This window comes from Bradyrhizobium sp. CCBAU 25338 (assembly GCF_028128965.1).
GTDB lineage: Bacteria > Pseudomonadota > Alphaproteobacteria > Rhizobiales > Xanthobacteraceae > Bradyrhizobium > Bradyrhizobium liaoningense.
In genome coordinates this window covers 130,981-154,852 of sequence record NZ_LFKY01000040.1, presented here as the reverse complement: position 1 = coordinate 154,852, position 23,872 = coordinate 130,981, and the positions used below count along the sequence as shown (strand labels likewise).

Annotated in this window: 25 protein-coding genes; 15 read left to right on the top strand and 10 right to left on the bottom strand. The window is 64.4% G+C overall.

The annotated features are described in order from the left end of the window. Position 1: 1 nt before the first annotated feature. The 3 genes from ACM42_RS25110 to ACM42_RS25100 form a co-directional block, all read right to left on the bottom strand. On the bottom strand, positions 2-1,945 hold the full coding sequence (locus ACM42_RS25110) for an alkyl/aryl-sulfatase (protein ID WP_271530406.1): 1,944 nt from the start codon (positions 1,943-1,945) through the stop codon (positions 2-4). A gap of 55 nt (positions 1,946-2,000) precedes the next feature. Then, positions 2,001-2,201 (bottom strand): hypothetical protein, encoded by a 201-nt coding sequence (locus tag ACM42_RS25105; RefSeq protein ID WP_271530405.1) that lies wholly within the window; start codon positions 2,199-2,201, stop codon positions 2,001-2,003. 226 nt (positions 2,202-2,427) lie between these two features. Further along, the gene (locus tag ACM42_RS25100) at positions 2,428-2,730 is read right to left on the bottom strand and encodes a hypothetical protein (protein ID WP_271530404.1); all 303 of its coding nucleotides are present in this window, start codon (positions 2,728-2,730) and stop codon (positions 2,428-2,430) included. A gap of 515 nt (positions 2,731-3,245) precedes the next feature. On the opposite strand from ACM42_RS25100, the gene ACM42_RS25095 reads away from it, so the two are divergent. Then, positions 3,246-4,229, top strand: coding sequence for a helix-turn-helix transcriptional regulator (locus ACM42_RS25095; protein WP_271530403.1), 984 nt, complete (start codon positions 3,246-3,248; stop codon positions 4,227-4,229). 35 nt (positions 4,230-4,264) lie between these two features. Here ACM42_RS25095 and ACM42_RS25090 read toward each other — a convergent pair whose 3' ends face one another. The 3 genes from ACM42_RS25090 to ACM42_RS25080 form a co-directional block, all read right to left on the bottom strand. After that, a complete protein-coding gene (locus tag ACM42_RS25090) occupies positions 4,265-4,747 on the bottom strand; it encodes a hypothetical protein (protein WP_271530724.1) in 483 nt (160 codons plus the stop codon). 165 nt (positions 4,748-4,912) lie between these two features. After that, positions 4,913-5,365 carry a DNA polymerase III subunit chi gene (locus tag ACM42_RS25085; RefSeq protein WP_271530402.1) on the bottom strand — a complete coding sequence of 151 codons (453 nt, stop codon included), beginning with the start codon at positions 5,363-5,365 and terminating at the stop codon, positions 4,913-4,915. Positions 5,366-5,371: 6 nt separating this feature from the next. Further along, positions 5,372-6,871 (bottom strand): leucyl aminopeptidase, encoded by a 1,500-nt coding sequence (locus ACM42_RS25080; RefSeq protein ID WP_271530401.1) that lies wholly within the window; start codon positions 6,869-6,871, stop codon positions 5,372-5,374. Between the two features lie 338 nt (positions 6,872-7,209). Between ACM42_RS25080 and lptF the strand changes: the two genes are divergently transcribed. From lptF to ACM42_RS25035, 9 genes are all read left to right on the top strand, one after another. Beyond that, positions 7,210-8,379, top strand: a complete 1,170-nt coding sequence (gene lptF, locus ACM42_RS25075; RefSeq protein WP_271530400.1) for an LPS export ABC transporter permease LptF — start codon at positions 7,210-7,212, stop codon at positions 8,377-8,379. Continuing rightward, positions 8,376-9,473, top strand: a complete 1,098-nt coding sequence (gene lptG, locus ACM42_RS25070) for an LPS export ABC transporter permease LptG (protein ID WP_271530399.1) — start codon at positions 8,376-8,378, stop codon at positions 9,471-9,473. Before lptF ends, lptG begins: the two co-directional genes overlap by 4 nt. Then, positions 9,473-11,959 carry an LPS-assembly protein LptD gene (locus ACM42_RS25065; protein ID WP_271530398.1) on the top strand — a complete coding sequence of 829 codons (2,487 nt, stop codon included), beginning with the start codon at positions 9,473-9,475 and terminating at the stop codon, positions 11,957-11,959. Before lptG ends, ACM42_RS25065 begins: the two co-directional genes overlap by 1 nt. Before the next feature lie 61 nt (positions 11,960-12,020). Next, positions 12,021-12,956: a SurA N-terminal domain-containing protein gene (locus tag ACM42_RS25060; protein ID WP_271530397.1), complete on the top strand. Its 936-nt coding sequence runs from the start codon at positions 12,021-12,023 to the stop codon at positions 12,954-12,956. Continuing rightward, positions 12,956-14,005 (top strand): 4-hydroxythreonine-4-phosphate dehydrogenase PdxA, encoded by a 1,050-nt coding sequence (pdxA, locus tag ACM42_RS25055; protein WP_271530396.1) that lies wholly within the window; start codon positions 12,956-12,958, stop codon positions 14,003-14,005. The genes ACM42_RS25060 and pdxA overlap by 1 nt, the downstream gene beginning before the upstream one ends. Continuing rightward, the gene (rsmA, locus tag ACM42_RS25050) at positions 14,005-14,862 is read left to right on the top strand and encodes a 16S rRNA (adenine(1518)-N(6)/adenine(1519)-N(6))-dimethyltransferase RsmA (protein WP_239623251.1); all 858 of its coding nucleotides are present in this window, start codon (positions 14,005-14,007) and stop codon (positions 14,860-14,862) included. Before pdxA ends, rsmA begins: the two co-directional genes overlap by 1 nt. 93 nt (positions 14,863-14,955) lie before the next feature. Then, complete coding sequence (locus ACM42_RS25045) at positions 14,956-16,014, top strand: alcohol dehydrogenase (RefSeq protein WP_271530395.1); 1,059 nt, start codon at positions 14,956-14,958, stop codon at positions 16,012-16,014. 75 nt (positions 16,015-16,089) lie between these two features. Then, on the top strand, positions 16,090-16,326 hold the full coding sequence (locus ACM42_RS25040; protein WP_271530394.1) for a hypothetical protein: 237 nt from the start codon (positions 16,090-16,092) through the stop codon (positions 16,324-16,326). Between the two features lie 521 nt (positions 16,327-16,847). Next, positions 16,848-17,567 (top strand): Crp/Fnr family transcriptional regulator, encoded by a 720-nt coding sequence (locus ACM42_RS25035; RefSeq protein ID WP_271530393.1) that lies wholly within the window; start codon positions 16,848-16,850, stop codon positions 17,565-17,567. 10 nt (positions 17,568-17,577) lie between these two features. On the opposite strand, the gene ACM42_RS25030 is transcribed toward ACM42_RS25035, so the two are convergent. Beyond that, a complete protein-coding gene (locus tag ACM42_RS25030; RefSeq protein ID WP_271530392.1) occupies positions 17,578-18,315 on the bottom strand; it encodes a Crp/Fnr family transcriptional regulator in 738 nt (245 codons plus the stop codon). Between the two features lie 152 nt (positions 18,316-18,467). Here ACM42_RS25030 and ACM42_RS25025 point away from each other — a divergent pair, with 152 nt between their 5' ends. Then, the gene (locus ACM42_RS25025) at positions 18,468-18,704 is read left to right on the top strand and encodes a hypothetical protein (RefSeq protein ID WP_271530391.1); all 237 of its coding nucleotides are present in this window, start codon (positions 18,468-18,470) and stop codon (positions 18,702-18,704) included. A 16-nt stretch (positions 18,705-18,720) separates the two neighbouring features. Further along, positions 18,721-19,422: a Crp/Fnr family transcriptional regulator gene (locus ACM42_RS25020; protein ID WP_035680313.1), complete on the top strand. Its 702-nt coding sequence runs from the start codon at positions 18,721-18,723 to the stop codon at positions 19,420-19,422. Positions 19,423-19,442: 20 nt separating this feature from the next. On the opposite strand, the gene ACM42_RS25015 is transcribed toward ACM42_RS25020, so the two are convergent. The 3 genes from ACM42_RS25015 to ACM42_RS25005 form a co-directional block, all read right to left on the bottom strand. Continuing rightward, complete coding sequence (locus ACM42_RS25015; protein ID WP_028182064.1) at positions 19,443-19,763, bottom strand: low affinity iron permease family protein; 321 nt, start codon at positions 19,761-19,763, stop codon at positions 19,443-19,445. 75 nt (positions 19,764-19,838) lie between these two features. Further along, positions 19,839-20,453 (bottom strand): cupin, encoded by a 615-nt coding sequence (locus ACM42_RS25010; RefSeq protein WP_271530390.1) that lies wholly within the window; start codon positions 20,451-20,453, stop codon positions 19,839-19,841. A gap of 431 nt (positions 20,454-20,884) precedes the next feature. Continuing rightward, positions 20,885-21,394 (bottom strand): MaoC family dehydratase, encoded by a 510-nt coding sequence (locus ACM42_RS25005; protein WP_442868944.1) that lies wholly within the window; start codon positions 21,392-21,394, stop codon positions 20,885-20,887. A gap of 267 nt (positions 21,395-21,661) precedes the next feature. Between ACM42_RS25005 and ACM42_RS25000 the strand changes: the two genes are divergently transcribed. From ACM42_RS25000 to ACM42_RS24990, 3 genes are read left to right on the top strand one after another with little or no spacing between them, the layout of a single operon-like run. Further along, positions 21,662-21,922 (top strand): hypothetical protein, encoded by a 261-nt coding sequence (locus ACM42_RS25000; RefSeq protein WP_271530389.1) that lies wholly within the window; start codon positions 21,662-21,664, stop codon positions 21,920-21,922. Between the two features lie 28 nt (positions 21,923-21,950). Continuing rightward, positions 21,951-23,297, top strand: coding sequence for a caspase family protein (locus ACM42_RS24995; protein WP_271530388.1), 1,347 nt, complete (start codon positions 21,951-21,953; stop codon positions 23,295-23,297). 28 nt (positions 23,298-23,325) lie between these two features. Beyond that, positions 23,326-23,820 carry a hypothetical protein gene (locus ACM42_RS24990; RefSeq protein WP_271530387.1) on the top strand — a complete coding sequence of 165 codons (495 nt, stop codon included), beginning with the start codon at positions 23,326-23,328 and terminating at the stop codon, positions 23,818-23,820. Positions 23,821-23,872: the final 52 nt, after the last annotated feature.

The following is a 23,872-nucleotide window of genomic DNA, read 5'->3' as shown; positions in this document are numbered from 1 at the left end:
GTCAAGGCGTCACGATGTTGAACCAGAAGGACGGCTTCTGGAACAGGCCGACGAACTCCGTAACCGCCTCCTTGCGCCCCTCGACCTTCACGTCTCCGGAGGCGATGGCTTGTTCTGCCTTCAACTCACCGGACTGCATGCGGTCGAAGGTCGCCCTGGAGAGCGTGATCTTGGCATCGGTGGTCGCGGGCTTATTCGAATAGTTCAGGACGCTGTTTTCCACGAACAGCGCGTAGGCCTGGTCGAGATCGTCGAAGGCCACGGTGAGGGAAAGCTTCTTGCCGGCAGCCTTCTCCGCATCGAGCTGCACTGCGAGGTAATCGAATGTCATCTCGGGCGGCATGGCCCTGACCGTGTCTGGCCCGGCCGTCTCGATGCTGCCGGCATCGGGCACGCCGTGCCGAAGCTCGGATGCGCCCTGGAGGTAGACCGAGCGCCATGTGCCGCTTTCAGCCTGATAGCCCATCTGTTCATAGGCGTCGGCGAGCAATTCCTTGGCTTCCTTGTTGTTGGGATCAGCAAAGACGACATGCTTGAGCGCTTCGGCGACCCAGCGATATTCCCCCTTGTCGAAGTCCGCCTTCGATTTCTGCAGGACCGCCGCCGCGCCGCCCATGTAGTCGACGTACTTCCTGGCCGCCTGTTCCGGAGGCAACTGGTCGAGGGTCGTCGGATTTGCGTCGTAGAAGCCCATGTAGAATTGGTAGACGGCGCGCGAATTGTGCTTCAGCGAGCCGTAGTAGCCGCGATTGTACCAGGCCTTGTCGAGCTCCGGCGGCAGCTTGATCATCTCGGCGATCTCGACGCCCGTGTAGCCCCTGTTCATCAGGTGCACCGAGCGATCGTGGATAAACTTGTAGAGATCTCGCTGCTTCTTCCAGTAGTCGACGATCTTTGCGTTCCCCCACATCGGCCAATGGTGGGCCTGAAACTTGACGTCGGCGCCTTCGCCGTAGAGGTCGATCGTCTCGTTGATGTACTTCGCCCAGTTCAAGGCGTTGCGCACCTGGGCGCCGCGCAGGGTGAGGATGTTGTGCATGGTGTTGGTCGTGTTCTCGGCCATCCACATCGCGCGAAATTGGGGAAGGTAGGTGTTCATCTCGGCGGGCGCCTCGGTGCCGGGAGTCATCTGGAAGATCATGCGCACGCCATCGATGACGACCTCCTCCCCGGTCTGCTTGATTTCGCGCGTGGGGAGGATCAGCCCGGTCGTGCCGTGGCTGACCGTCTGACCAAGTCCGGCATTCACGCCGCCCTGGGGGTTACGTGGCAGCAGCGGTCCGTACATGTAGATGCCGCGGCGTCCCATCGCGTTACCGGCAATCACGAATTCGCTGATCGCATGTTCGGTGAAATTGAGCGGCGCCAGGATCTGGACCTTTCCGGCCCGCACGTCCGCCTCGTCGACAAGACCGCGCACGCCGCCGTAATGATCGCCGTGTGAGTGGCTGTAGACCACCGCGACGACAGGCCGGCGGCCGAGATGCTGACTGACGAGTTCATAGGCTTCTTTCGTGCTCTCGGTGTCGCTGCCGGCATCCAGCACGATCCAGCCCGTATCGCCCTGCACGAAGGTGACGTTGGCCAGGTTGTATGCCCGCACCTGCGCGATGCGGTCGTGCACGCGGAAGAGACCGTACTGCATGTTGAGCTGGGCGTTGCGCCAGAGGCTCGGATTGACCGTTTCGGGCGCCGGCTTGTTCAGGTCGATGAATTTCTTGTAGCTCTCCAGATCCCAGACGATGCCGCCCTTCTCGTCGCGGATCGTCAGCGTTTCGGGCCTGGCAATGAGGCCGCGCGTCGCGTTGTCGAAGTCTTCCTTGTCATCGAAATTGAGGTACTGCCGCAGCGCATCGTTCGCAGCTTTCGTTAAAGCTGTCGCAGGCTTGGGTTGCGTCCCGCTTGAAGATTGCGCTGCAGCGGCGGGAATGACTCCAGGCGACAACCCTAGCAATGCCAGGGCAGAGCCGGCCAACACGAGTTGGCGCCTGTCAGGACCACTAGAGACGGTATCCTGGGTAGCGGGAGATTGTCGCGCTTCGCGAGAGATCATTGCTTCGCTCCGAATAGATCGTGCTGGGATTTGGCGTGAGCGTCTGATCCTTCCAGTCCGGATTTCGCGACCAGAATACGACCTGGTTTTCCTTGGCTCCGACCTTCAACGCCACTTGCAGCGTCAGGTCGAAGTTGACGGCGGGCATGCCGGAGATCAGGGCCTCGATCGCCCGGCTTCACCTGCTCTGCCTTATCTGCTCGAGGAATTCCGGCACCATTGTTGACAGGTCCGGCGAGAACCCGCCCTGCACCAACGTTGCCGATCATATCGTGGACGCCGGCAATCCAGACCATGTCGTCGATCGACGCGCGACCTTGACGACCATGACCGACCCCTGCCTGCAACATGATGGCGGCCCATCCGCTTCGCGGTTACTGGCAATAGTCCCAGAAGCCCTGGGTGCGTGAGGGATCGGTATAGTACCAGCACATTCCGGGCGCGGGTGCGGCACCCGCCCACGCCGCTGCAGTCCCTGCTGTCACGAAACCGATCGCTGCGCCGGCGGCGATCGCGCCGCCGGCCGGCCAGCGATACCAGCCGGGCCGTGCCCAGCGCACGCCGCCGCCGTGATAGCCGGGCCGGACCACCGTCGTTCGACGCACCGCGACATTGCCGCGAGGCCCGACGACGGCGCTGCCGCGCCGGACAACGGCGCCGCCTCGCGGTCCGACCACAGCGCGTCCGCGGTGCACGGTTGCACGCACCTGCGTGAGATCGTCTTGGAATCGGAAGGCTGACGGGTGAGACGCCAAGGGCGCTGCGTGAAGTATTCCGGGGGCGGCGCAGCACATAGCTGCGGTGAATAAAATCGTCGGCCAGATCCGGGAATTCACGGCAGGTGGTACGTAAACGAAATTCAATCGACATGACTGCATAGTCAGGCCCTCCAATTTCTCATCGGCCCGCGAACCGCGCGAGCGCCCATGTCGGCCTCTCGTGTCCCCGTTCGTCCTCCCGTTGAATGCGACACTCTTTGAGAGCCGTCCCGCAGTGGTTGCAAAGCTATGGTATCTCCCCTGAGAGCTCCTGTGATGCGCAGTTTGTGCCGATGCGACGCCTTGTCGCTTTCGGCCGAGAAATGGACGGTCTTTCAATCGGATGATATGCGCGAGATTTGATTTAAATGGCCCACGCCGCTTTTCCGTCGCAATGGAGGCGAAGCATATGACGCGGAGCCGGAGAACGGGACATGCCGGGCGTCGTCGGGATCATCGGCCGGAACGGCGATCGCAGCACCATCAACTGCACTGAGATCGCGATCAACGGATTCGAGCAACTTCAGGCCGCCACGCCGACGAGCAGTTCCGAGATCATCCAGATCCAGCCCGGTCGCATGCAAGGTCGTCTGAAGCATGCGAGCGTCGCGGGACTTTCGCTTGGTTTCGGCACGTTCTCGCACGGGGTTATTTCGCGCGGCGTCTACAGCGATGACCGCGTGACGATAGGTTTCCTCACGGAGATCGGCAGGCAAAGAGCTCGCCAGCGTGGCACTGGCAGCATTAGGATCTGGTCTCCCGGCGTGGAGCACCAGAGCCGGTACTTCGCGGGCGTATCCTTTGGTGCCATCTCGGCCTCGACCGGGGATATGGCGCGTTTCTTCGGACCCGACAGCCGGTTCAGCGAGCCGACGGCATGGCTGAGAAAGAGCGCGTTCCACACCAACCCTGAAACGGGCGACGCTTCGGCCCGGGTCCTCAGACGCATCATGGCCGGCTTCGATCGACACGCGCGCAGGTTGGGGCCGTCCGAGGCGGAGTACTGGAAGCGGGCCATCATCGAAAGCGCGTGCTACGCGATTGCGAACTCAGAACAATCGGACGTCTTCGTTTCTTCACCGCAACGGCTGGTGAGGAGAACTCAGGAGTACCTCGACGGTGCGGGCAATGCTCCCGTGCACATCTCGGAGCTTCTCTCCCATTTGCGGGTGTCCCGGCGGGCGCTGCATAGAGCCTTCGACGAGATCCTTGGCATCCCACCGATGAGGTACCTTCGGCAAAAGCGGTTGTGCGAGGCGCGGCTGCTTCTGCAACACGGAGTTGCAACCGATGTCACCGTGGCGGAGGTTGCCTTCAGGCAGGGCTTTGCCGATTTCAGCCGATTCTCGGCCTACTACCGCGCCCTCTTCGGTGAAAATCCATCCGAGACGTTGAACAGACATTCAATCCGGAGCTGACAGCACGCCGTCGAAATCAGCAACCCGCATACCACTTACGCGTGCTTCTTCTTCGGCTTCACCGCCCTCGGCGCCGGCTGCGGCTCGGGATTGCCCTCGATCGAGGACAGACGTCCGGCGGTGAAGGTGTAGATGCCGGCGCGCGGGCCGGTGGTCCAGGTGACGACGGCGACGCGTCGGCCGATGGCGTCGGCGGACAGGTTGACGTTCGAAGGCGCGCCGATGCCGCGCACCACATCGCATTCGGTATGCCCGAGCGCGACCGTGCCGCCCATCGGAGCTGGCGCCGTCGTCGACGCATTGGCGTCGGCCGGCCCGGGAGGCGGCGCCATGCCCGGACAGGCGCCATCGGCGCTGACGAGGTCCTCGGCTCCCACCGGCTTGTCAGGCGTGAGCGGCGGCGATTCGATCGAGATGTTCTTGATGAAGATACGGCCCGGCTTCTGGAACCATTCTGCGTCCTTCGACAGCAGATCAGTGCCTGAGCAGCCCGCGACCAGCGGTGCTACGGCGGCCAACGCAATCATGAGCGAGCCGGGAAGCTTTTGATGTCGCACGATAAACTAATTCCCCGCCTGAAGGACCAGCCCTAAACGATTGTCCCAACATCCCTTTGCGGCACGAAGGTGGCCGAAGCCAGGATCGTTCGAAAAGTGCAAATTATCATTAATTGCTGACGGCCGCTAATTCCGCCTCTGCCACCGGCCCCGCTCGTCGGCCTGCCAATAGGTGACATCAAATCCCCGTGCCTTGCAATCGGTCCAGGCCGCGCGGGCGAGCGCAAGCGCATCCGGATCGTCGCCGTCGAACAGCAGCACCATGCGCTCGTAGCCCTGTGAGTCCTCCGGCAGCACGGCATTGTCGATCAGGAAGCGGACATTGGCCCCGTTGGGATTGGCCCCCTCGATCGCCAGCACGATCGGCTGATCGGCAACGTCGTTCACCCGCCATGTCGCGTGCGGCAGGAAGGAATCGTCGCGATAGGTCCACAAATGCGAATCGAGCGCATCGGCGCGTTCCTCCGAGCTCGACTGCACCACGACGCGCCAGCCGCGCTCGAGCGATTTCTCGAGAAGCGGCGGCAACACATTCTCCACCGTCATGTTTTGGAGATGGTAGAACAATACTTCAGTCATCTCGGGTCATTTGCGCTCGTAATGGTCGGAGACCAGGCGATCGAGCAGGCGGACGCCGTAGCCGCTTCCCCAGCTCTGGTTGATGTCGGTCTTCGGCGCGCCCATGGCGGTGCCTGCGATGTCGAGATGCGCCCAGGGCGTGCCGTCGACGAAGCGCTGGAGGAACTGCGCCGCAGTGATCGAGCCGCCATGGCGGCCGCCGGTGTTCTTCATGTCGGCAAACTGGGAATCGATCAGCTTGTCGTACTCGGGGCCAAGCGGCATCCGCCAGACCTTCTCCCCACTCTCGACGCCGGCCACGAGCAGCCGGTCGGCGAGCTCGTCATTGTTGGAGAACATGCCGGCGTGCTCGGTGCCGAGCGCCACCATGATCGCGCCGGTCAGCGTCGCCAGGTCCACCATGAATTTCGGCTTCACCTTCTTGGCGACGTACCAGAGCACGTCGGCCAGCACGAGGCGTCCCTCCGCGTCGGTATTGATGATCTCGATGGTCTGACCGGACATCGAGGTGACGATGTCGCCCGGCCGCTGGGCGTTGCCGTCAGGCATATTCTCGACGAGGCCGATCGCGCCGACCACGTTGACCTTGGCTTTGCGCGCAGCGAGCGCATGCATCAGGCCGACGACGCAGGCCGCGCCTCCCATGTCGCCCTTCATGTCCTCCATGCTGCCGGCCGGTTTGATCGAGATGCCGCCGGTGTCGAAACAGACGCCCTTGCCGACGAAAGCGACCGGTGCCTCGCCCTTCCTGGCCCCGTCCCAGCGCATGATCACGGTGCGGCTCGGCCGCGCCGAGCCCTGACCGACACCGAGCAGCGCACCCATGCCGAGCTTCTGCATCGCCTTGACGTCGAGCACCTCGACCTTGACGCCAAGCTTGCGGAGCTGACCGGCGCGGCGCGCGAATTCCTCGGGGAAGAGCACGTTCGGCGGCTCGTTGACGAGGTCACGCGCGATGATCACGCCGTCGATGACGTGGCCGGCCGAGGCGAACGCCTTCTTCGCAGCACCGGCATCGCCAACTGCAAGCGAGACGTCGGCGCGCGAGCCGCCCTCCTCGCCCTCCTTCTTCTTCGTCTTGTAGCGGTCGAACTTGTAGGTGCGCAGCCGCAGGCCCGAGGCGATCCCCACCGCCTGCTCGCTCGTCATGGCGCCGCCGGGCAGCTCCGCCATGATGGTCATGGCGCTGGTGCCAGAGGGCAGCTTGCTCGCTGCCACCCCGCCGAACTTGAGGAAATCGTTCGCCTTCAGGCCGGTCGCCTTGCCGGCGCCGATCACGATGAGCCGGGTCGCCTTGACGCCCTCCGGCGCCAGAATGTCCAGCGCGGCCCCGGTTTTACCCTTGAAGGCGGTTGCGGCTGCCGCGCGCTTCACAAGATCGACAGCGCCACCCAGTGCCTTGGCCGTCGCCGGACCGAGCTTCAGGCCGTCATCGCAGAACACCACCAGGATGCCACGGGGGGCGGCAGACAAGGGGACAAAGCCGACCTTGATGGCATCGGACATGGATAACTCCTTTAATGCATGTAACTTTTCGCCGTTCGGCGGTGCCGGTCCCAGCCGAAGCTGAACGGCGATTCACTGAGGCTTGCCCTACTATGGGCCAGCGGCCCGCCCGATGCCAAGCGCCGCCGTGGCCGCCCGGCCACAACCAGCGAAATATTAACCATATATTGAAGGTGCCACGGGGCAGCCATTTTGTTGACGGATCAAAGGGATGGTAGTGAGAAAGTGAACCGCCGGAAGAGCTGACGGCCAACCTTGGGGATCCCCTGATCGGGGATTGGTTGGACAGCCGGAATTCTGGTCGACATCGGGGCTGATGGGGATTCGTGCGGTAGCGCATGGGGTCGATCGATAGGTATATCTTCCGCACGACGCTGGCGTCGTTTGCGCTGGTCCTGGTCAGCCTCACCGGCGTGATCTGGATTACGCAGGCGTTGCGCGGCATCGACCTGATGACGAGCCAGGGTCAGACCATCCTCACCTTCCTCGGCATCACCAGCCTGGTCATCCCGGCCCTGGTCCTGATCATCTCGCCGATCGCGCTGATGATCGCGATCTCGCACACGCTGAACAAGCTCGCGACCGATTCCGAGATCATCGTGATGAATGCCGCCGGCTTCTCGCCGTTCCGGCTGTTCTATCCGTTCTTCTATGCCACCTGCGTGGTGGCGCTGCTGGTTGCCTTCATCGCGGCCTATCTCGCCCCCGACGGGATGCGGCGGATCAAGCAGTGGGACGCCGAGATCACCGCGGACGTGCTCACCAACATCCTCCAGCCCGGCCGCTTCGCCCAGCTCGACAAGAACCTGACGATCCGGATCCGCGAGCGCCTGCCCGGCGGCATCCTCGCCGGCATCTTCATCGACGACCGCCGCGATCCCAACGAGCGCGTCTCGATCGTGGCCGAGCATGGCGAGGTCGTGAAGAACGACACCGGCTCTTTCCTGGTGCTGGAGACCGGCAATCTCCAGCGCTTCGAGGCGGGCAAGCGCGATCCCGCGCTGGTGGCCTTCGGCCGCTACGGCTTCGACATGTCGAAGTTCTCGGGCCAGGGCCGCGACGTCACCCTCGGCATCCGCGAACGGTATCTCTGGGAGCTGTTCTCGCCGTCCGAGGACGATCCCGTCTACAAGCAGATTCCCGGCCAGTTCCGCTCGGCCCTGCACGACAGCATCTTGGCGCCGGTCTATCCCTTCGCCTTTGCGGTACTGACCTTCGCCTTCCTGGGCGCGCCTCGCACCACCCGCCAGAGCCGCAATTTCTCGATCGGCTCCTCGATCCTCGCCGTGTTCGGCCTGCGCATGGCCGGCTTCGCCTGCTCGGTGATGGCGGTGAAATCTCCGGGCGCGGTGCTGGTCCAATACGCGATGGTCACGGGCGCCATCGGCGTCGGGCTGTGGATGATTGTCGGCGGCCTCGTGGTCGAGCCGCCTCCCGGCCTGATGGAGGCCATCAACAGGTCGAACGCACGGATCGCGCGGCTGTTCGGACGCCCGGCCGCCGCATGAGCATGCTCACCAACACACTCGGGCGCTATTTCGCCGGCCGCTTCGTGGTGGCGGCGCTCGGCGTGTTCGCCAGCATCTTCCTGCTGCTGGTGCTGGTCGACTACATCGAGATGGTGCGCAAGACCTCGGGCCTCGCCTCCGCCTCCGCGATCATGGTGGCCGAGACCTCGCTGTTCCGGGTGCCGCAGCTGCTGGAGAAGCTGACGCCGTTCTGCATGCTGATCGGCGCCATGACCTGCTATCTCGCCCTCTCCCGCCGGCTCGAGCTCGTGGTGGCGCGCGCCGCCGGCATCTCCGCATGGCAGTTCATCTCGCCGGCGCTCGGCAGCGCACTCTTGATCGGGGTGATCGCCACCGTCGCCTACAATCCGATGTCGGCCAACTTACGCGAGGCCTCCAAGCGCATGGAAGCCGAGCTGTTCGGCTCGGCGCCCGGCGGCGGTATCCAGGACGCCTCCGGCTTCTGGCTCAATCAGGTGACCAACGACGGCCAGACGATCATCAATGCGGCGCGGAGCGAGCAGCAGGGCATCCGGCTCACGGGGCTCACGCTGTTCCGGTTTGACCCGGACCAGCACTTCAAGGAACGGGTCGAGGCGCGCGAGGCGACGCTCGAGGCCGGCCGTTGGCTGTTCAAGGGCGTCCGCCGCTTCTCGCTGGACGCGCCACCGATCGAGCAGGCCAGCCTGGAGATTCCGACCACGCTGACCGAGGCGCAGGTCCGCAACAGCTTTTCCACACCCGAAACTGTGTCTTTTTGGCAACTACCGAGCTACATCCGCTCCTCCGAAAGCTCGGGCTTCGCGACAGCCGGTTACCGACTCCAGTATCAGAAGCTTCTGGCACAGCCGTTTTTGCTTGCGGCCATGGTGATGCTCGCGGCCTCCGTGTCGTTGCGCTTCTTCCGGATGGGCGGCGTGCAGAAGATGGTTTTGAGTGGCGTGGGCGCAGGCTTTCTGCTCTACGTTCTGTCGAAAGTAACTGAGGATTTGAGCAAGGCTGAGTTGATGCATCCGATCGCTGCGGCGTGGTTGCCCGTTGTGGTGGGCGGCCTCACCGGCTTTTTGGCCTTGCTCTATCAGGAGGACGGATAGTGACTGCCGTCCGCCGAGGGCTCGTGTCTCGTTTGACGCGGCGTACCGTGGTGCGCGCGAACGGGGGGGGCTTGTCCATCCTCAGGCTGCTGCTTGCCGTCGTTACCGCTGCCTCGCTCGGCGGGCTGATCGACATTGCCGCCGTGGCACCGGCCTTCGCCCAATACACCTACAATCCGCTGCCGCCGCGCCCCAAGCCGCCAAGGGCCGCCAACGACAACCAGATGCTGGTTCAGGCGACCGAGGTCGACTACGACTACAACAATTCGCGCGTCTCCGCGGTCGGTAACGTCCAGCTGTTCTACAACGGCACCAGCGTCGAGGCCGACAGGGTCATCTACGACCAGAAGACCAAGCGGCTGCATGCCGAAGGCAACATCCGCATGACGGATGCCGACGGCAAGATCACCTATGCCGAGATCATGGATCTCTCCGACGATTACCGCGACGGTTTCGTCGATTCGCTGCGCGTGGACACGGCCGACCAGACCCGCATGGCCGCGAGCCGCGCCGACCGCTCCAGCGGCAACTACACGGTGTTCGAGAACGGCGTCTACACGGCCTGCGCGCCGTGCAAGGACGATCCGAAGAAGCCGCCATTGTGGCAGGTCAAGGGTGCGCGCATCATCCACGACCAGCAGGAGAAGATGCTGTATTTCGAGACCGCACAGCTCGAATTCTTCGGCGTGCCGCTCGCCTACATGCCCTATTTCTCGACGCCCGACCCGACCGTGAAGCGGAAGAGCGGCTTCCTGATGCCGGGTTATATTTCCGGCACGGACAACACGGGCTATGGGGTCGAGGTTCCCTATTATTGGGCGATCGCGCCCGACATGGACGCAACCTTCACCCCGCGCTTCCTGTCGCGGCAAGGCGTGCTGCTGCAGGGCGAATTCCGACAGCGCCTGCTCGACGGCGCCTACCAGATCCGCGCGTACGGCATCAACCAGCTCGATCCCGGAGCGTTTGCCGGGCAGCCCGGCGACCGCGACTTCCGCGGCGCCATCGACACCAAGGGTCAGTTCGCATTGAACGACAAATGGGTCTGGGGCTGGGACGGCGTCCTGATGTCCGACTATTATTTCTTCTCGGACTACCGGCTCTATCAGTACCGCGACCCGCTCGGCTCGTTCCTGCTTCTGCCGACGGAAGCGCTGTCGCAGCTCTATTTGACCGGCGTCGGCAACCGCAGCTTCTTCGATGCGCGCACGATGTACTGGCTGAGCTATTCGGGCAACCAGAGCCAGGTGCCGATCGTCTATCCGGTGATCGACTACTCCAACGTGCTCAACTATCCCGTGTTCGGCGGCGAGTTCAGCTACAAGACCAATTTCGTGAACCTGTCGCGTGACCAGGCGGTGTTCGATCCGATCACGACGGTCGCCAACACCAGCAGCCTGTGCACCACGGCGTCGGCCGATCCGCTGGCCCGTACGCCCTCGCAGTGCCTGCTGCGCGGCTTCCCCGGCACCTACACCCGCCTCACGGCGGAGGCGCAGTGGCGCAAATCCTTCACCGATCCGCTCGGCCAGATCTGGACGCCGTTCGCCAGCCTGCGCGCCGACGCGATCAACTCCTCGGTCTCCAACCAGCCCGGCGTGTCGAATTACCTGCCCGTCGGCGACACCCAGGCGCTCCGCCTGATGCCGACCGTAGGCCTGGAGTACCGCTATCCCTTCATCAACATCCAGCCCTGGGGCTCGACCACCATCGAGCCGATCGCGCAGATCATCATCCGCCCGAACGAGACCTATGCCGGCAAGCTGCCGAACGAGGACGCCCAGAGCATGGTGTTCGACACCTCGAACCTGTTCAGCGTGGACAAGTTCTCCGGCTACGACCGCGTCGAGGGCGGCGGCCGCGCCAATGTCGGCGTGCAGTCCACCACGCAGTTCGACCAGGGCGGCGCCGTCAAGGTGCTGTTCGGCCAGTCCTATCAGCTGTTCGGCCTGAACTCCTACGCGGTCCGGGACAGCATCAATACCGGCCTGGATTCCGGCCTCGACAAGCCGCGGTCCGATTACGTCGCGAGCGCCAGCTATTCGCCCAACAGCACCTACACGTTCAGCGTCCGCTCCCGCATGGACGAGCAGACCTGGAACGTGCAGCGCTTCGAGGCTGAGGGCCGCGCCAACTTCAATCGCTGGTCGGTCAGCATGATGTACGGCAATTACGCGGCGCAGCCGGAGCTCGGCTATCTGACCCGCCGCGAGGGCATCCTGACCACAGGCTCGCTGAAGATCGCGACCAACTGGGTGGTGTCGGGCTCGGCGCGCTGGGACCTCGAGGCCAACAAGATCAACCAGTATGTGGTCGGGGCCGGCTATGTCGACGATTGCTTCGTGCTGGCGGCGAACTATGTAACTTCGTATAGCTATTCCGCGGGCACCGCACCGCCCGTGCTGAGTCACGCGTTCATGCTCCAAATCGGCCTGCGCACGCTGGCGAACTCGTCGACGACCAGCAGTTCCTCCGGCCTCCAGTGAACGGTTTGAAGTGCCGGCCGCGTTTGCCCCATCACGACGCGGTTGACATGCGAGCGACATCATGACGACCCCATTCCCTGTCTTCCGCCTCCTTCTCGCCATTGGTGCCGGCCTGATGCTGACCGCTCTGCCCTCGCCGTCGCGCGCGCAGAACATCGTCGTCATGGTCAATGGCGAGCCGATCACCGATTTCGACATCGAGCAGCGCTCGAAGCTCGACCAGCTGACGACGCAGAAGACCCCGAGCCGCCAGGAGGTCATCAACGAGCTGATCGACGACAGGGTGAAGCTCAAGGAAGGCAAGAAGTACGGTGTCGATCCCGGCGTCTCCGACATCAACCAGTCGTATGAAGGCATGGCGCAGCGCATGCGCATCACGCCGGATCAGCTCACCAAGTCCCTCGAATCCAAGGGCGTCCGACCCGAGACGCTGAAGGGCCGCATGAAGGCCGAGATGGTCTGGACCAGCCTCGTGCGCGGCCGCTACAAGGAGCGCCTCCAGGTCGGCGAGCGCGACGTCGCGCAGGCCGTGCAGGCCCAGACCGGCGAGAAGCTTCAGGTCGAGGGCACCGAATACAAGATGCAGCCGATCGTGCTGATCGTGCCCCGCGGCTCGGCCCCCGCGTTCCTGGAAACACGGAAGAAGGAAGCCGAGACCTATCGCGCGCGCGTCGGGAGCTGCGAAGAGGCCAATTCGCTGTTCCGCTCGACGCCGAACGCCACCATCCGCGACACCGTCACCAAGACCACCGCGGAGCTGCCCGAGCCGCTGCGCAAGGTGCTCGACGACACCCCGATCGGCCACCTGACCGCGCCCGAGGTGACCAAGGCGGGCATCGAGATGGTCGTCCTGTGCTCGCGCAAGCCGACCATGATCGACACGCCCAAGAAGCGCGAGGTCCGCGAGAAGATGTACCAGGAGAAGTACGAGAAGACCCAGAAGGCCTATCTCGATGAGCTCCGCAAGGCCGCGATGATCGAATATCGCAACCGCTGATGGCCAAGTCCCTTCTAGAGCCTTCCGCCAAGTCCGCAGCCAAGTCCGCAGCCAAGCCCCTTGCCCTGACCCTGGGAGAGCCCGCCGGCATCGGCCCCGACATCACGATCGCGGCCTGGCTCAGGCGCCGTGAGCTGAACCTGCCCGCTTTCTACCTGCTCGGCGACGAGGCGCTGATCGCGCAGCGCGCCAAAGCGCTCGGCGCCGACATCAGGATCGCTGCGGTGAGCCCCAGTGAGGCCGCTTCCGCCTTTACTGATGCCCTGCCCGTGGTCGCGACCGGCGAGCGCGCGACCGCCGAGCCCGGCAAGCCCGACGCATCCAGCGCGCCGGCCGCGCTCGCCTCGATCCGTCAGGCGGTCATGGACGTGCGCGCGGGTCGTGCCGGCGCCGTCGTCACCAACCCGATCGCCAAGAGCGTGCTCTACCGCGCCGGCTTCCGCCATCCCGGCCACACCGAGTTCCTCGCCGAGCTTGCCGCAGAGGACGGCCACGTGCCGCAGCCGGTGATGATGCTGTGGTCGCCACAGCTCGCCGTGGTGCCCGTGACCATCCACGTCTCGATGCGCGATGCGCTGGCCCAGCTCACCAGCGCCCTGATCGTCTCGACCGTACGCATCGTCGCCACCGAACTGAAGTCCCGCTTCGGCATCGCAAAGCCGCGCATCGCGGTCTCCGGCCTCAATCCGCATGCCGGCGAAGACGGATCGCTCGGCCACGAGGAGCAGACCGTCATCGCCCCGGCGCTGAAAGTGCTGCGCAACGAGGGCATCGAAGCCAGGGGCCCGCTGCCCGCCGACACCATGTTCCACGAGGCTGCGCGACAGACCTATGACTGTGCGGTCTGCATGTATCACGACCAGGCGCTGATCCCGATCAAGACGGTCGCCTTCGACGACGCCGTCAACGTCACGCTCGGCCTGCCCTTCATCCGCACCTCGCCCGATCACGGCACCGCCTTCGACATCGCCGGGACGGCCAAGGCCAATCCGGCGAGCCTGATCGCGGCGCTCAAGCTTGCGCGCCGCATGGCCGCTTCCCAAAGCTGATGGGCGCGATCGACGACCTCCCGCCGCTGCGCGAGGTCATTCGCCAGCACGCGCTGTCGGCAAGGAAATCGCTCGGCCAGAACTTCCTGCTCGACCTCAATCTGACCGCGCGCATCGCGCGCGCAGCCGCGCCGCTGGACGAGGCGACCATCGTCGAGATCGGCCCCGGCCCGGGCGGGCTGACGCGGGCGCTCCTCGCGCTCGGCGCCCGGCGCGTCATCGCCATCGAGCATGATGAGCGCGCGATCCCCGCCTTGCAGGATATTTCGGCGCGCTATCCCGGCCGGCTCGAGATCGTGCATGGCGACGCCATGACGTTCGATCCGCGCCCGCTGCTCTCGGGCGAACGCGCAAAAATCGTCGCCAACCTGCCCTACAACATCGCGACCCAGCTTCTCATAAATTGGCTCACCATCGAGCCCTGGCCGCCCTGGTACGAGATGATGGTCTTGATGTTCCAGCGCGAGGTCGGCGAGCGCATCGTGGCGCGCGAGGACGAGGAGGCCTATGGCCGGCTCGGCGTGCTCGCCAACTGGCGCTGCGAGACCAAGATCCTGTTCGACATTGCGCCGTCCGCCTTCGTGCCGCCGCCGAAGGTCACCTCCTCCGTCGTGCGCCTGGTGCCGCGCCCGGAGCCTTTGCCCTGCGATCGCAGGCTCCTGGAGCAGGTCGCCGCCGCAGCGTTCGGCCAGCGCCGCAAGATGCTGCGGCAAAGCCTGAAGTCGCTCGGCGTCGATCCCGCGCGGCTCGCGAGCGCAGCTGGCGTCGATGCGACGCGGCGCGCCGAGACCATTCCGATTCCAGGCTTTGTTGCCATGGCGCGCGAATTGGCCGATATACGCAGCGAAGCAGCATGATCCGGACCCGAAGGGCCGCGTTAGCGCAACGTGCGAAGCGGTCTTCCGAAACAGGTCATGCTCAAACAATGAACTAATTTCGGAGGAAGGAATATGGCGTTGATGCGTCGGCAATCCCTGGTCAAGTTCGATGCGCCGCTGTGCGAGACCATCGTGGACACGCCCAAGCCGAAAGGCGCTGAGGTGCTGGTGCGTATCGAGCGCTGCGGCCTCTGCCATTCCGACCTGCACATCCAGGACGGCTATGCCGATCTCGGCGGCGGCAAGAAGCTCGACACCACGCGCGGCATGACGCTGCCCTTCACGCTCGGCCACGAGATCGCCGGCGTCGTCGACGAAGTCGGCCCGGATGTCGCCGCCAGCCTCGTCGGCGCCAAGAAAGCCGTCTTCCCGTGGATCGGCTGCGGCCAGTGCCGCGATTGCCAGAACGGCGACGAGAACCTCTGCGTCAAGCAGCGCTTCCTCGGCGTCTCCATCGACGGCGGCTTCGCCACCCACGTGCTGGTGCCCGACGCGAAATATTTGCTCGATTACGATCCCCTTCCCGTCAACCAGGCTGCGACCTTGATGTGCTCCGGCGTCACCGCCTACGGCGCGCTCAAGCGCCTGGTCGATCGTCCGCGCCAGCGCAACCTCTTGCTGATCGGCCTCGGCGGCGTCGGCATGATGGGCCTGTCGTTCGCGCAGGCGATGTTCAAGCAGCCGATCACGGTCGCCGACCTCTCGCCGGCCGCGCGCGAGACCGCGCTCAAGAACGGCGCGGCCGTCGCCTATGACCCGGCCGAGCCTGACGTCATCAAGCGCATCCTCAAGGAGACCGAGGGCGGCTTCGACGAGATCGTGGATTTCGCCGGCAACGAGAAGTCGATGGCGTTCGCGGTTGCGGTCGCCGCACGCGGCGGCAAGATCGTGGTCTCCGGCCTGATGGGCGGCCAGTTCACGCTGCCCATGGTGCAATGGGTCTACAAGCGCATGACCATCGAAGGTTTCATGGTCGGCACGCTCGCCGAAGCCCACGAGCTGATGGCGCTGGCGCGCGCTGGCAAGATCAAGCCGACGCCGATGCGCGAGGAGCCGATGGGCGACGTCCAGAAATGGATCGACGAGCTGCGTGCCGGCAAGGTCGTCGGCCGCATCGTGCTGAAGAACTGACTCACTGAGCGGCGGGCCTGACCGAAGTCTCGCCCGCCGCACGGAACGCCTTCAGCCCGGCCGCGTTGGCTGCGCATGTCCATTCGCTGCACCGTCGAAAGCGCGTTCTTCATCGCCTGGAGCTGCCTGGAGACGAGCGGCGAGCTCGGTCCACCGGACGAGAGCGCGAACTTCCTGCTCGACTCCATCGAAGCGCAGCTCAGGACCGGTGAGCGCCGGCAGTTGATGCTGGCGAACAAGGCTATCGATGCCTACCGCGCGCACGCCGCGCTAAGCCGATCTTCGCCGGACTGCGAAGCGCACTTCAGATGAAGGATCATCGCCTCCCGCGCCGCCCGGCGGGGTTAAAGCGGAATGGCTTTAGGTTGAATCGATTGCCGCGGCTCGTTCACCTCTCGCGCAAGCTTGCGGGAGAGCTCGGCGCGAAGCGCCGGGTGAGGGCTTTCTCCTCTTGGGGATTGTCCCATCGCGGAACTACCCTCTCCCCGACCCTCTCCCGCGAGCGGGAGAGGGAGTGCACCTCCGTCGTTGCAGCGATCAAGCCTCGTCTCATCACGCTCTAAAGCGCGATGCGATTAGGATGAATCGTCATCGCGCTTTAGGTTGTTGTTTAAGCATGATCTTTTCGGAAGACCGCTGCGCACTTTTCCGGATCATGCTTTAGGACCGGATCGAGGACGGGTGGCCGTCGGGCAAGGCCGGAAATCCCGGAAGCTGAAGGCGTAGTTTTCAACGTCCGAACATCCGTTGTGTGCACTTTGGAACCGTCGGTTCCGCCGCGGAAAAGTAGGTTTCCGCTGGCGCCGATTCGCGGCCCGCCAAGAGAACACATTGTGACCGGTCGGCCCCAGAACGATCTGCTCCGGCAGCTCAATCCCCAGGACTTCGAACTGCTCGCGCCTCACCTCCAGTCGGTCGAACTCGAGGCGAGCCACATCCTGCATCACGCCGGCGACGACGTCGCAGCGGTTCATTTCCCCTGCGGTCCCGCCCTCGTGTCCTTCGCGGTGCCGGTCGAGGATGATCGCGAGGTCGAAAGCCTGCTGGTGGGACGCGAGGGTGCGGTGGGCATTGCCGCCGGCCGCACGCCTTCGCTCGCCTATTCGCGCATCGTGGTGAAGCTCGGCGGCACCCTGGTCCGGCTGCCGCTGCGCGCGCTCGAGCAGGCGCAGCAGAGGTCGGCCACGCTCCAGGAGGTCTTCTTGCGCTATGCCGACTGCCAGTTCGCGCAGCTGCTGCAGACCGCGGCCTGCAACGCCGCCCATTCCATCGAGCAGCGCGCCGCCAAATGGATCATCTCCGCGCAGGAGCATATCGGCGGAGCCGAGATCCCTCTCACCCACGAGCAGCTCGCCGGCATGCTGGGCGTCTCCCGCAGCTATGCCAGCCGTGTCATCCAGATGTTCAAGGCGAGGCGCATCCTCGCGACCCGCCGCGGCGCCATCCTGATCCTCGACGCATCGGCACTCGAAGCAAGAGCCTGCTGTTGCAACAACTGGGTGAACAAGTATTTCGATGAGGTGCGAGGCGCAGCGGCAACCGCCGAGGGCTAATGTCCTCGCCTCACGCAACCGGCGGCGACTGCCGCCTCAGGTGCAGATAGACCGGACTGAAATCTCCGAGCCGCTGCAGCTCGCGCCATTTCAGCACGATCAGCTCTCCCTCGCGCAGATCCATGATGCCGCTTCGCCTGAGGTCGGCGAGCGTCCGGTTCACCGTCGCGATCGCCATGCCCAGCGTCTCGCCGAGCTGGGCCAGGCTGATCGGCACGCGGCAGCGATTGCCGCGGACCAGCTGCGCCGAGCGGGCGCGGTAGAACAGCTCGCAAAACAGGTGTGCCATGCGCGCCTGCATCGACCGGGCGCTGTTGTTGGTGATGGCCTCGCGAAAGATCGCGGCATCGAGCAGCGTCTCGCGCCACACGGCCAGCGCAAAGGTTGGCCGCCGCCGGAAGGCGATGAACAATTCGCGATGCGGGATGAAGGCAACTGAGGCCGGCCCCAGCGCGCTCAATCCGTGGTCCATCTGGTCGATGAACAGCCCCTGCGCATCCGGAAGGTCGCCGGTGAGATGGAACGCCAGGTACTGCCGCCGCCCGCTCCCGAGCAGGTGGTAGCGCGCGACCATGCCGGAGACGACCAGCACCGAATGTTCGGGTTCGTCGCCCTGACGGATGAAATCCTCGTTGGGCTCCAAATCGCGCAGCGTGAAGGTGAGCGCCCGGATTTCCGCGATGTCCTCGTCTGCCAGAGCGGTATGCTCGGAGAGGTTCCGGATCAGTACGTCGTGGGCTTTTTCCATGGAGCGCCAAAAATCGCGCCGGTTCTATCAAATGATACGTCCGGCTTGGGTTCAGCGGACTAGAACGCCGGTCGGAAGCACAGGTTGCTAACCGGCTTGCGACGTACCGGATCGCAGCCGCATCCCTAATCTCGCACCGAGCCGGCCATCTCATGAGCCCTACCACGATCCTGGAACGCATCTGCGGCCTGTTTGCATCTGACACGCACGAGCACCTGGACAGCATCGGCGACGCCCTGCTCAAGGGAACGCTGCAGGAGCCGGCCCACCCGATGTCGGATCAGGAGCTGGCCCGTGCCATCCGCGAGTTCCGCTCCGTGCCGGTCTCGGACCGGACCATCGCAAGACTCTCGCAGCGCCCGCTCGACGCGACCCGGCGGGACGACTGAGCGCGCCACTGGTCCCATGCCGCATCCGAAGTTCATCGCACGTCTCCAGGCGGTCGAAGGCCTGTCCGAGGACGAACGCCGCCAGATCGCGGGCTTGCCGTCCACGCTGCGCCAGGTTGCGGATGGCGAGATCGTGCTGCGCCAGGGTGAGGCCGCTTCACGCTGTGTCTTCGTCGTCAGCGGCTTCCTCTACCAGGCCCGCATCGTCGCCGATCGCAGCCAGATCGTCGCCTTCCACGTGCCCGGCGACATGCCGTGCCTGCACACCCTGCTGGTCTCGCGGATGGATGCGGACCTCGTCGGGCTCGGTCCGACCATCGTCGGCACCGTCGCGCACAGCCAGCTGCGCCAGCTTCTCGACGGCTCGATCCACCTGACCCGCGCCTTCTGGCGCGAGACGCTGATCGACGCGGCGATCTCGCGGCAATGGATCGCGCGCCTCGGCGCGCAGGCAGCGCTGCCCAAGGTCGCGCATCTCATCTGCGAACTTGCCGCAAGGCTGGAGATCGTCGGCCTTGTCAGGGACTGCAGTTTCCAGATTCCGATGACGCAGCGGCATGTTGCGGACGCCTGCGGGCTCTCGATCGTCCACGTCAATCGTACCATCCAGGAACTGAGGCATCGCGGGCTGATTGCATGGGAGGGCAGCGAGATCGAGCTGCTCCAGCCCGACGAGCTGCGCAGGCTTGCGGACTTCAGGCCCGACTATCTGAGCTGAGCGAGCCGGCATAGGAGGTGCTAGCTCGTGCGTCGAATCTCCTCCCGCCGGGTCTCGACCTCCTCGGCGTCCTCGTCGTCGACCTTCATGACGTGGTCGCGGCCGGCCACCTTGAGCAGTTCGTCGAGCTTGGCATGGATCGCCTGGGTGTCGCGGTGCTCGGCGCGCTGGATCACCAGCGTCATGCCCCATGTCGCCAGCGTCGCGAACGAGTGCCATTCGAGTCCGTTGCCCAGCGTGATCCAGGCGATGCCATAGGCCAGGAAGACGGCAAACGCGGCCGGGCGCGAGGTGGCGACGCCGATCTCGGTAAGCCAGCCTTTTGACTTCGGAAGAGACATGTGCGGCAACTCGCGTAGGCCGCCAGCGTTCCCGGAGAGACCGGGCATGCGTCGATCACGCGCGCATCCAATCCTTTACGATCGCGACGGCTGCGCCCGCCAGTGTTGGACCAGCGCGCCGCGGGGCCCGAGGATAGGATCTGTCTTCGGCTTCCGGACCTTGGCGATGCGCCTGACGGCATCAGCACGCTCCCGCGTGTCGGTGCACTCGTCGTACGTGCCGTCCTGCGGGTATGCTCCGACGACAAGAAAGTCCCGGCTGGACTCGATCAGCCGGTGTCCCGTGCCCGCGGGCAGGACCAGAACGTCACCGGCTTTCACATTCAGGATGCGACCCTTGATGCCGCCGCACTCGATCCTCGCCGTGCCGCGCGCCACGCCCATCACTTCATGGATCTGCGAATGGTAGTGGACGAAGTCGTACACGGTGTCGCGCCACGACCGGCGCCAGCCGTTCGTGTCGAACAGCGTGTCGATGATGACCTCCGGCGGAAAACGCCGGCCCTTCAGCTTCACCGCCCCGCGATAAAGCAGCACCGGAAAACGCGGATTGTTCGGCACGATGCCATCGTCGCGAAGATGGATGGCAGCCGGTTTCCGCGTCCGCACCAGCGCCCGCAGCGTCGCCGCATCGGGATGCTCCTCCACGAGCTTTCTGGCAAAGTTCTTGATCTGATCCTTGACCGGCATGCTTGCTCCTCAGCCGCGATTCAACGACGGCGGAGGCGAGAAGTTTCGAGGTGGAACGGGCTTGATCGGGCGCAAGGACTCAATCCGTCGTACGACCGATCGCCTGAGGGATGCGGCAAGTGGCTTGAAGCATGAAGGTCGGAAAAGGCGCCAAACCCATTTGGCGCAGCCAGCAAGGGCGTAGGCAAATGCGAGAGAAGTCTCGCTCCGGATCACAGCTGACCTCAACCTCAGCCGCAGCGGCATCAGCTAAGGGGCAACAGCAGACCTGCTTGCCTAGTTGCAGAAATCGGCGATTAGGGGAATGTAGGTCCGCCCCCTTTGCTACCCTAAGGACGTAGTAACGAGAATGGGCCTCTCCTCCTTGTTCCCAATTGATGTGGGGAGGAAGCCTATGCTTTCGTAAAGACTTGTGCGCATGACAAAGCTAGTCATTGCGGCGGGTCTACTAACGCGAGAGTAATCCAGTGCGCTTCTAGCGCGGGCTTAGCTGCGCCTTCCGCTTCAACCACGGTTTCCCACGCGGATTGCAAGGATACCGCGCGTTCCGTCAGACCGATTAAACGAAATCTCCCGCGCACGCGTGTTCCGGATTTGACGGGGCTCAGGAAACGCACGCGCTCGAAACCGTAATTGACGCCCATGCGGGTCCCTTCGACGCCCGGCATGACGTCGAAAGCGAGGGTAGATAGCAATGATAGTGTCAGGAAGCCGTGCGCGATCGTTCCTCCGAACGGAGCTTCAGCCTTGGCGCGCATCGGATCGACATGGATAAATTGATGATCTCTAGTGGCATCAGCAAATGTGTCGATCATGGATTGATTGACGAGCAGCCAATTCGACGTCAGTTCACTGCCGTTGAGAAGCTTTCGGTATTCTTCCAGCGCTATCAATTTGCTGCGGATCGCTTCGGCCTCTGCAGCCCGTTCCGTGTCCGACACTCTTGCTTTCCTCGGATACCCAAGTCTCGCTTTGCCCGTTATTCGGCTTCTTACCATGACCCGGCCAAGCATGGTCCCAGAGATAACTTATGGGCAGTATGTCAATCATGCTAGGTCGGCAACTACGCGGCAATGCCGATCCGTTGATGCGAGCCTATTCAAGTGGCCTGATTGCTGCGACCAATGTCGGCTAATGGGATGGACCGGCTGCTTCCTCCGCGGGGATAGTCTGCAAAGACTACCCTGCAGCATGCGGAAAAACAGCCCATGGACACCACCACACAGCCTTTGGCCTCGATCGGCATCGACATCGGGAAGGAAGTCTTTGGCACGGACGGCAAGATCGCTTTCCGTCGCCGGCGCCCGGCCTTCCCTGCGCCCTTTGGCCACCATCGGGCGGGAACGACAGCAAGCCTCGGGCGACACACGCCGCGAGATCGCGAAGGCATGTGCGCTCGTCGGTTCGAATGGACAGGCGGCATCGCACGGCATGTCACGCCGCTTTCCGTCCGCGCGCCGGGCTGGTAGGATGGCGCCGTTATTTTGAGGCATTTTGATGCGCGCGAGGATTTTCAATCGCGTCCTGGGGTTGGCCGCGCTGGTCGCCATCATACTCGCTGCCACGACGCTTCGAGCCTCGGCCGAGAAGCGCATCGCGCTCGTGGTCGGCAACTCCGCCTACAAGAACATCACCCCGCTCGACAACCCGTCGAGGGACGCGAGCCTGATGGCGGAGACGCTCGGCGTGCTCGGCTTCACGCTGGTCGGCGGACGCGCGCAGCTCGATCTCGACAAGGGCGCGATGGATATCGCGGTGCAGAGCTTTGGCCGGCAGGTCCAGGGCGCCGACGTCGCGCTGTTCTATTATGCCGGCCACGGCGTGCAGGTGGCGGGCTCCAACTACCTCGTGCCCGTCGGCGCCAACCCGACCCGCGAAGCCGACGTCGATTTCCAGATGACCGACGTCAACCTCGTGCTGCGCCAGATGCAGGGCTCCGGCACGCGGCTCAACCTCGTGATCCTCGATGCGTGTCGCAACAACCCCTTTGGCTCACGCGGCCTGCGCGGCTCGGACGGCGGCCTGGCACAGATGCGCGCGCCCGAAGGCACGCTGATCTCCTACGCGACCCAGCCCGGCAACGTTGCCCAGGACGGCAGCGACGGCCACAGTCCCTATACCAAGGCGCTGGCGACCACGATCCGGGTCGCTGGCCTCGACGTGTTTCAGACCTTCAACCAGGTCGGTCTTGCCGTGAAACGCGCCACCGCGGGCGCGCAGCAGCCCTGGGTGTCGTCCTCGCCGATCGACGGCACGTTCTATTTCGTGCCGCCGACGCAAACCGCACCGCCGCAGGTCGCGGCGATGCAGCCCGATCCCCTGCCTGCGGAGCGCCTGCGCGCCGACCCCGACCGCGTGCCCTTGCGCGATGCCGCGCTGCTCAGTGAATTGAGCGAGCGGCTTTACGAGCTCAATTTCGATCCTGACACGCCCGACGGCCTGACGCGCGCCATCACGAAACTCCAGCAGCGGATTTCGATGGCCGCGACAGGTGAAGCAACCGAAGGCCTGCTGCTGCGAATGCGCAAGATGGAAGACCTGAAGCCCTGGGGCTCGATCGTCTACGGGCCCGACAGCAGCAAATGGGGCATGTCGTGGAACCACGCCTCGCGGCGTGCCTCGGTCGCGGATGCGCGTGGCAATTGCGCCGGCGCCAAATGTCCGATCGAGCTCTCGTTCTACGGCCGAAGCTGCGGTGCCTTCGCCATTTCCGACAAGTCGTGGTCGCTGGTCCAGCGCGACAGCGTGCAGCGCGCGAAAGACGCTGCGCTTGACGAATGCGGCAAGGCTGGCAAAGCTTGCCGCATTATCGGATCCGTCTGTGCGGACGGCTCCGGCCGCTGATACCTTTTTTCATTCGGATTTTTTGCTCATGTCCAACGCCGTCACCCGTACGACTGCCCTCGCCTTTCTCCTCAACCTCGTCATCGCCTCGTCGTCCGCCTTCGCGCAGTCCGGCAGCGCCGGCGGCTCGATCGGCAATGACGAGAAGTCGCTGTCGGGCTCGCGTTCGGACCGCTCGGCCGAACCGGCTCCGTCCGCACGCCGGAGCAAGCCGGCCGACGAGCCGCGCTCGTCATCCCGGCGAAGCGGTGGCGGAAGCGGCGGTGGCGGCTTTGACGGCGCCTGGGTGGTGACCAGCGTCGGCTGCGGTGGCACCACGTCCGGTGCGGTCGTCGTCTCCTCGGGCAAGGTCATCGGCCAGGGGGTCAGCGGTACCGTCAGCCCGAGCGGCTCCGTTCGGACAGTCGGTCAAGGCGATGGCGTGACCTTCACGGGCTCCGGCCGTCTCGGCGGCCGCAGCGGGTCCGGGACGTGGCGTCGCTCCGACGGCTGCGGCGGAACCTGGAGTTCAGCCAAGCAGTAAGGCGGAAAAGCCTGACATCGCGGCGGAACACACGCGCCACAGGCCCGATTCA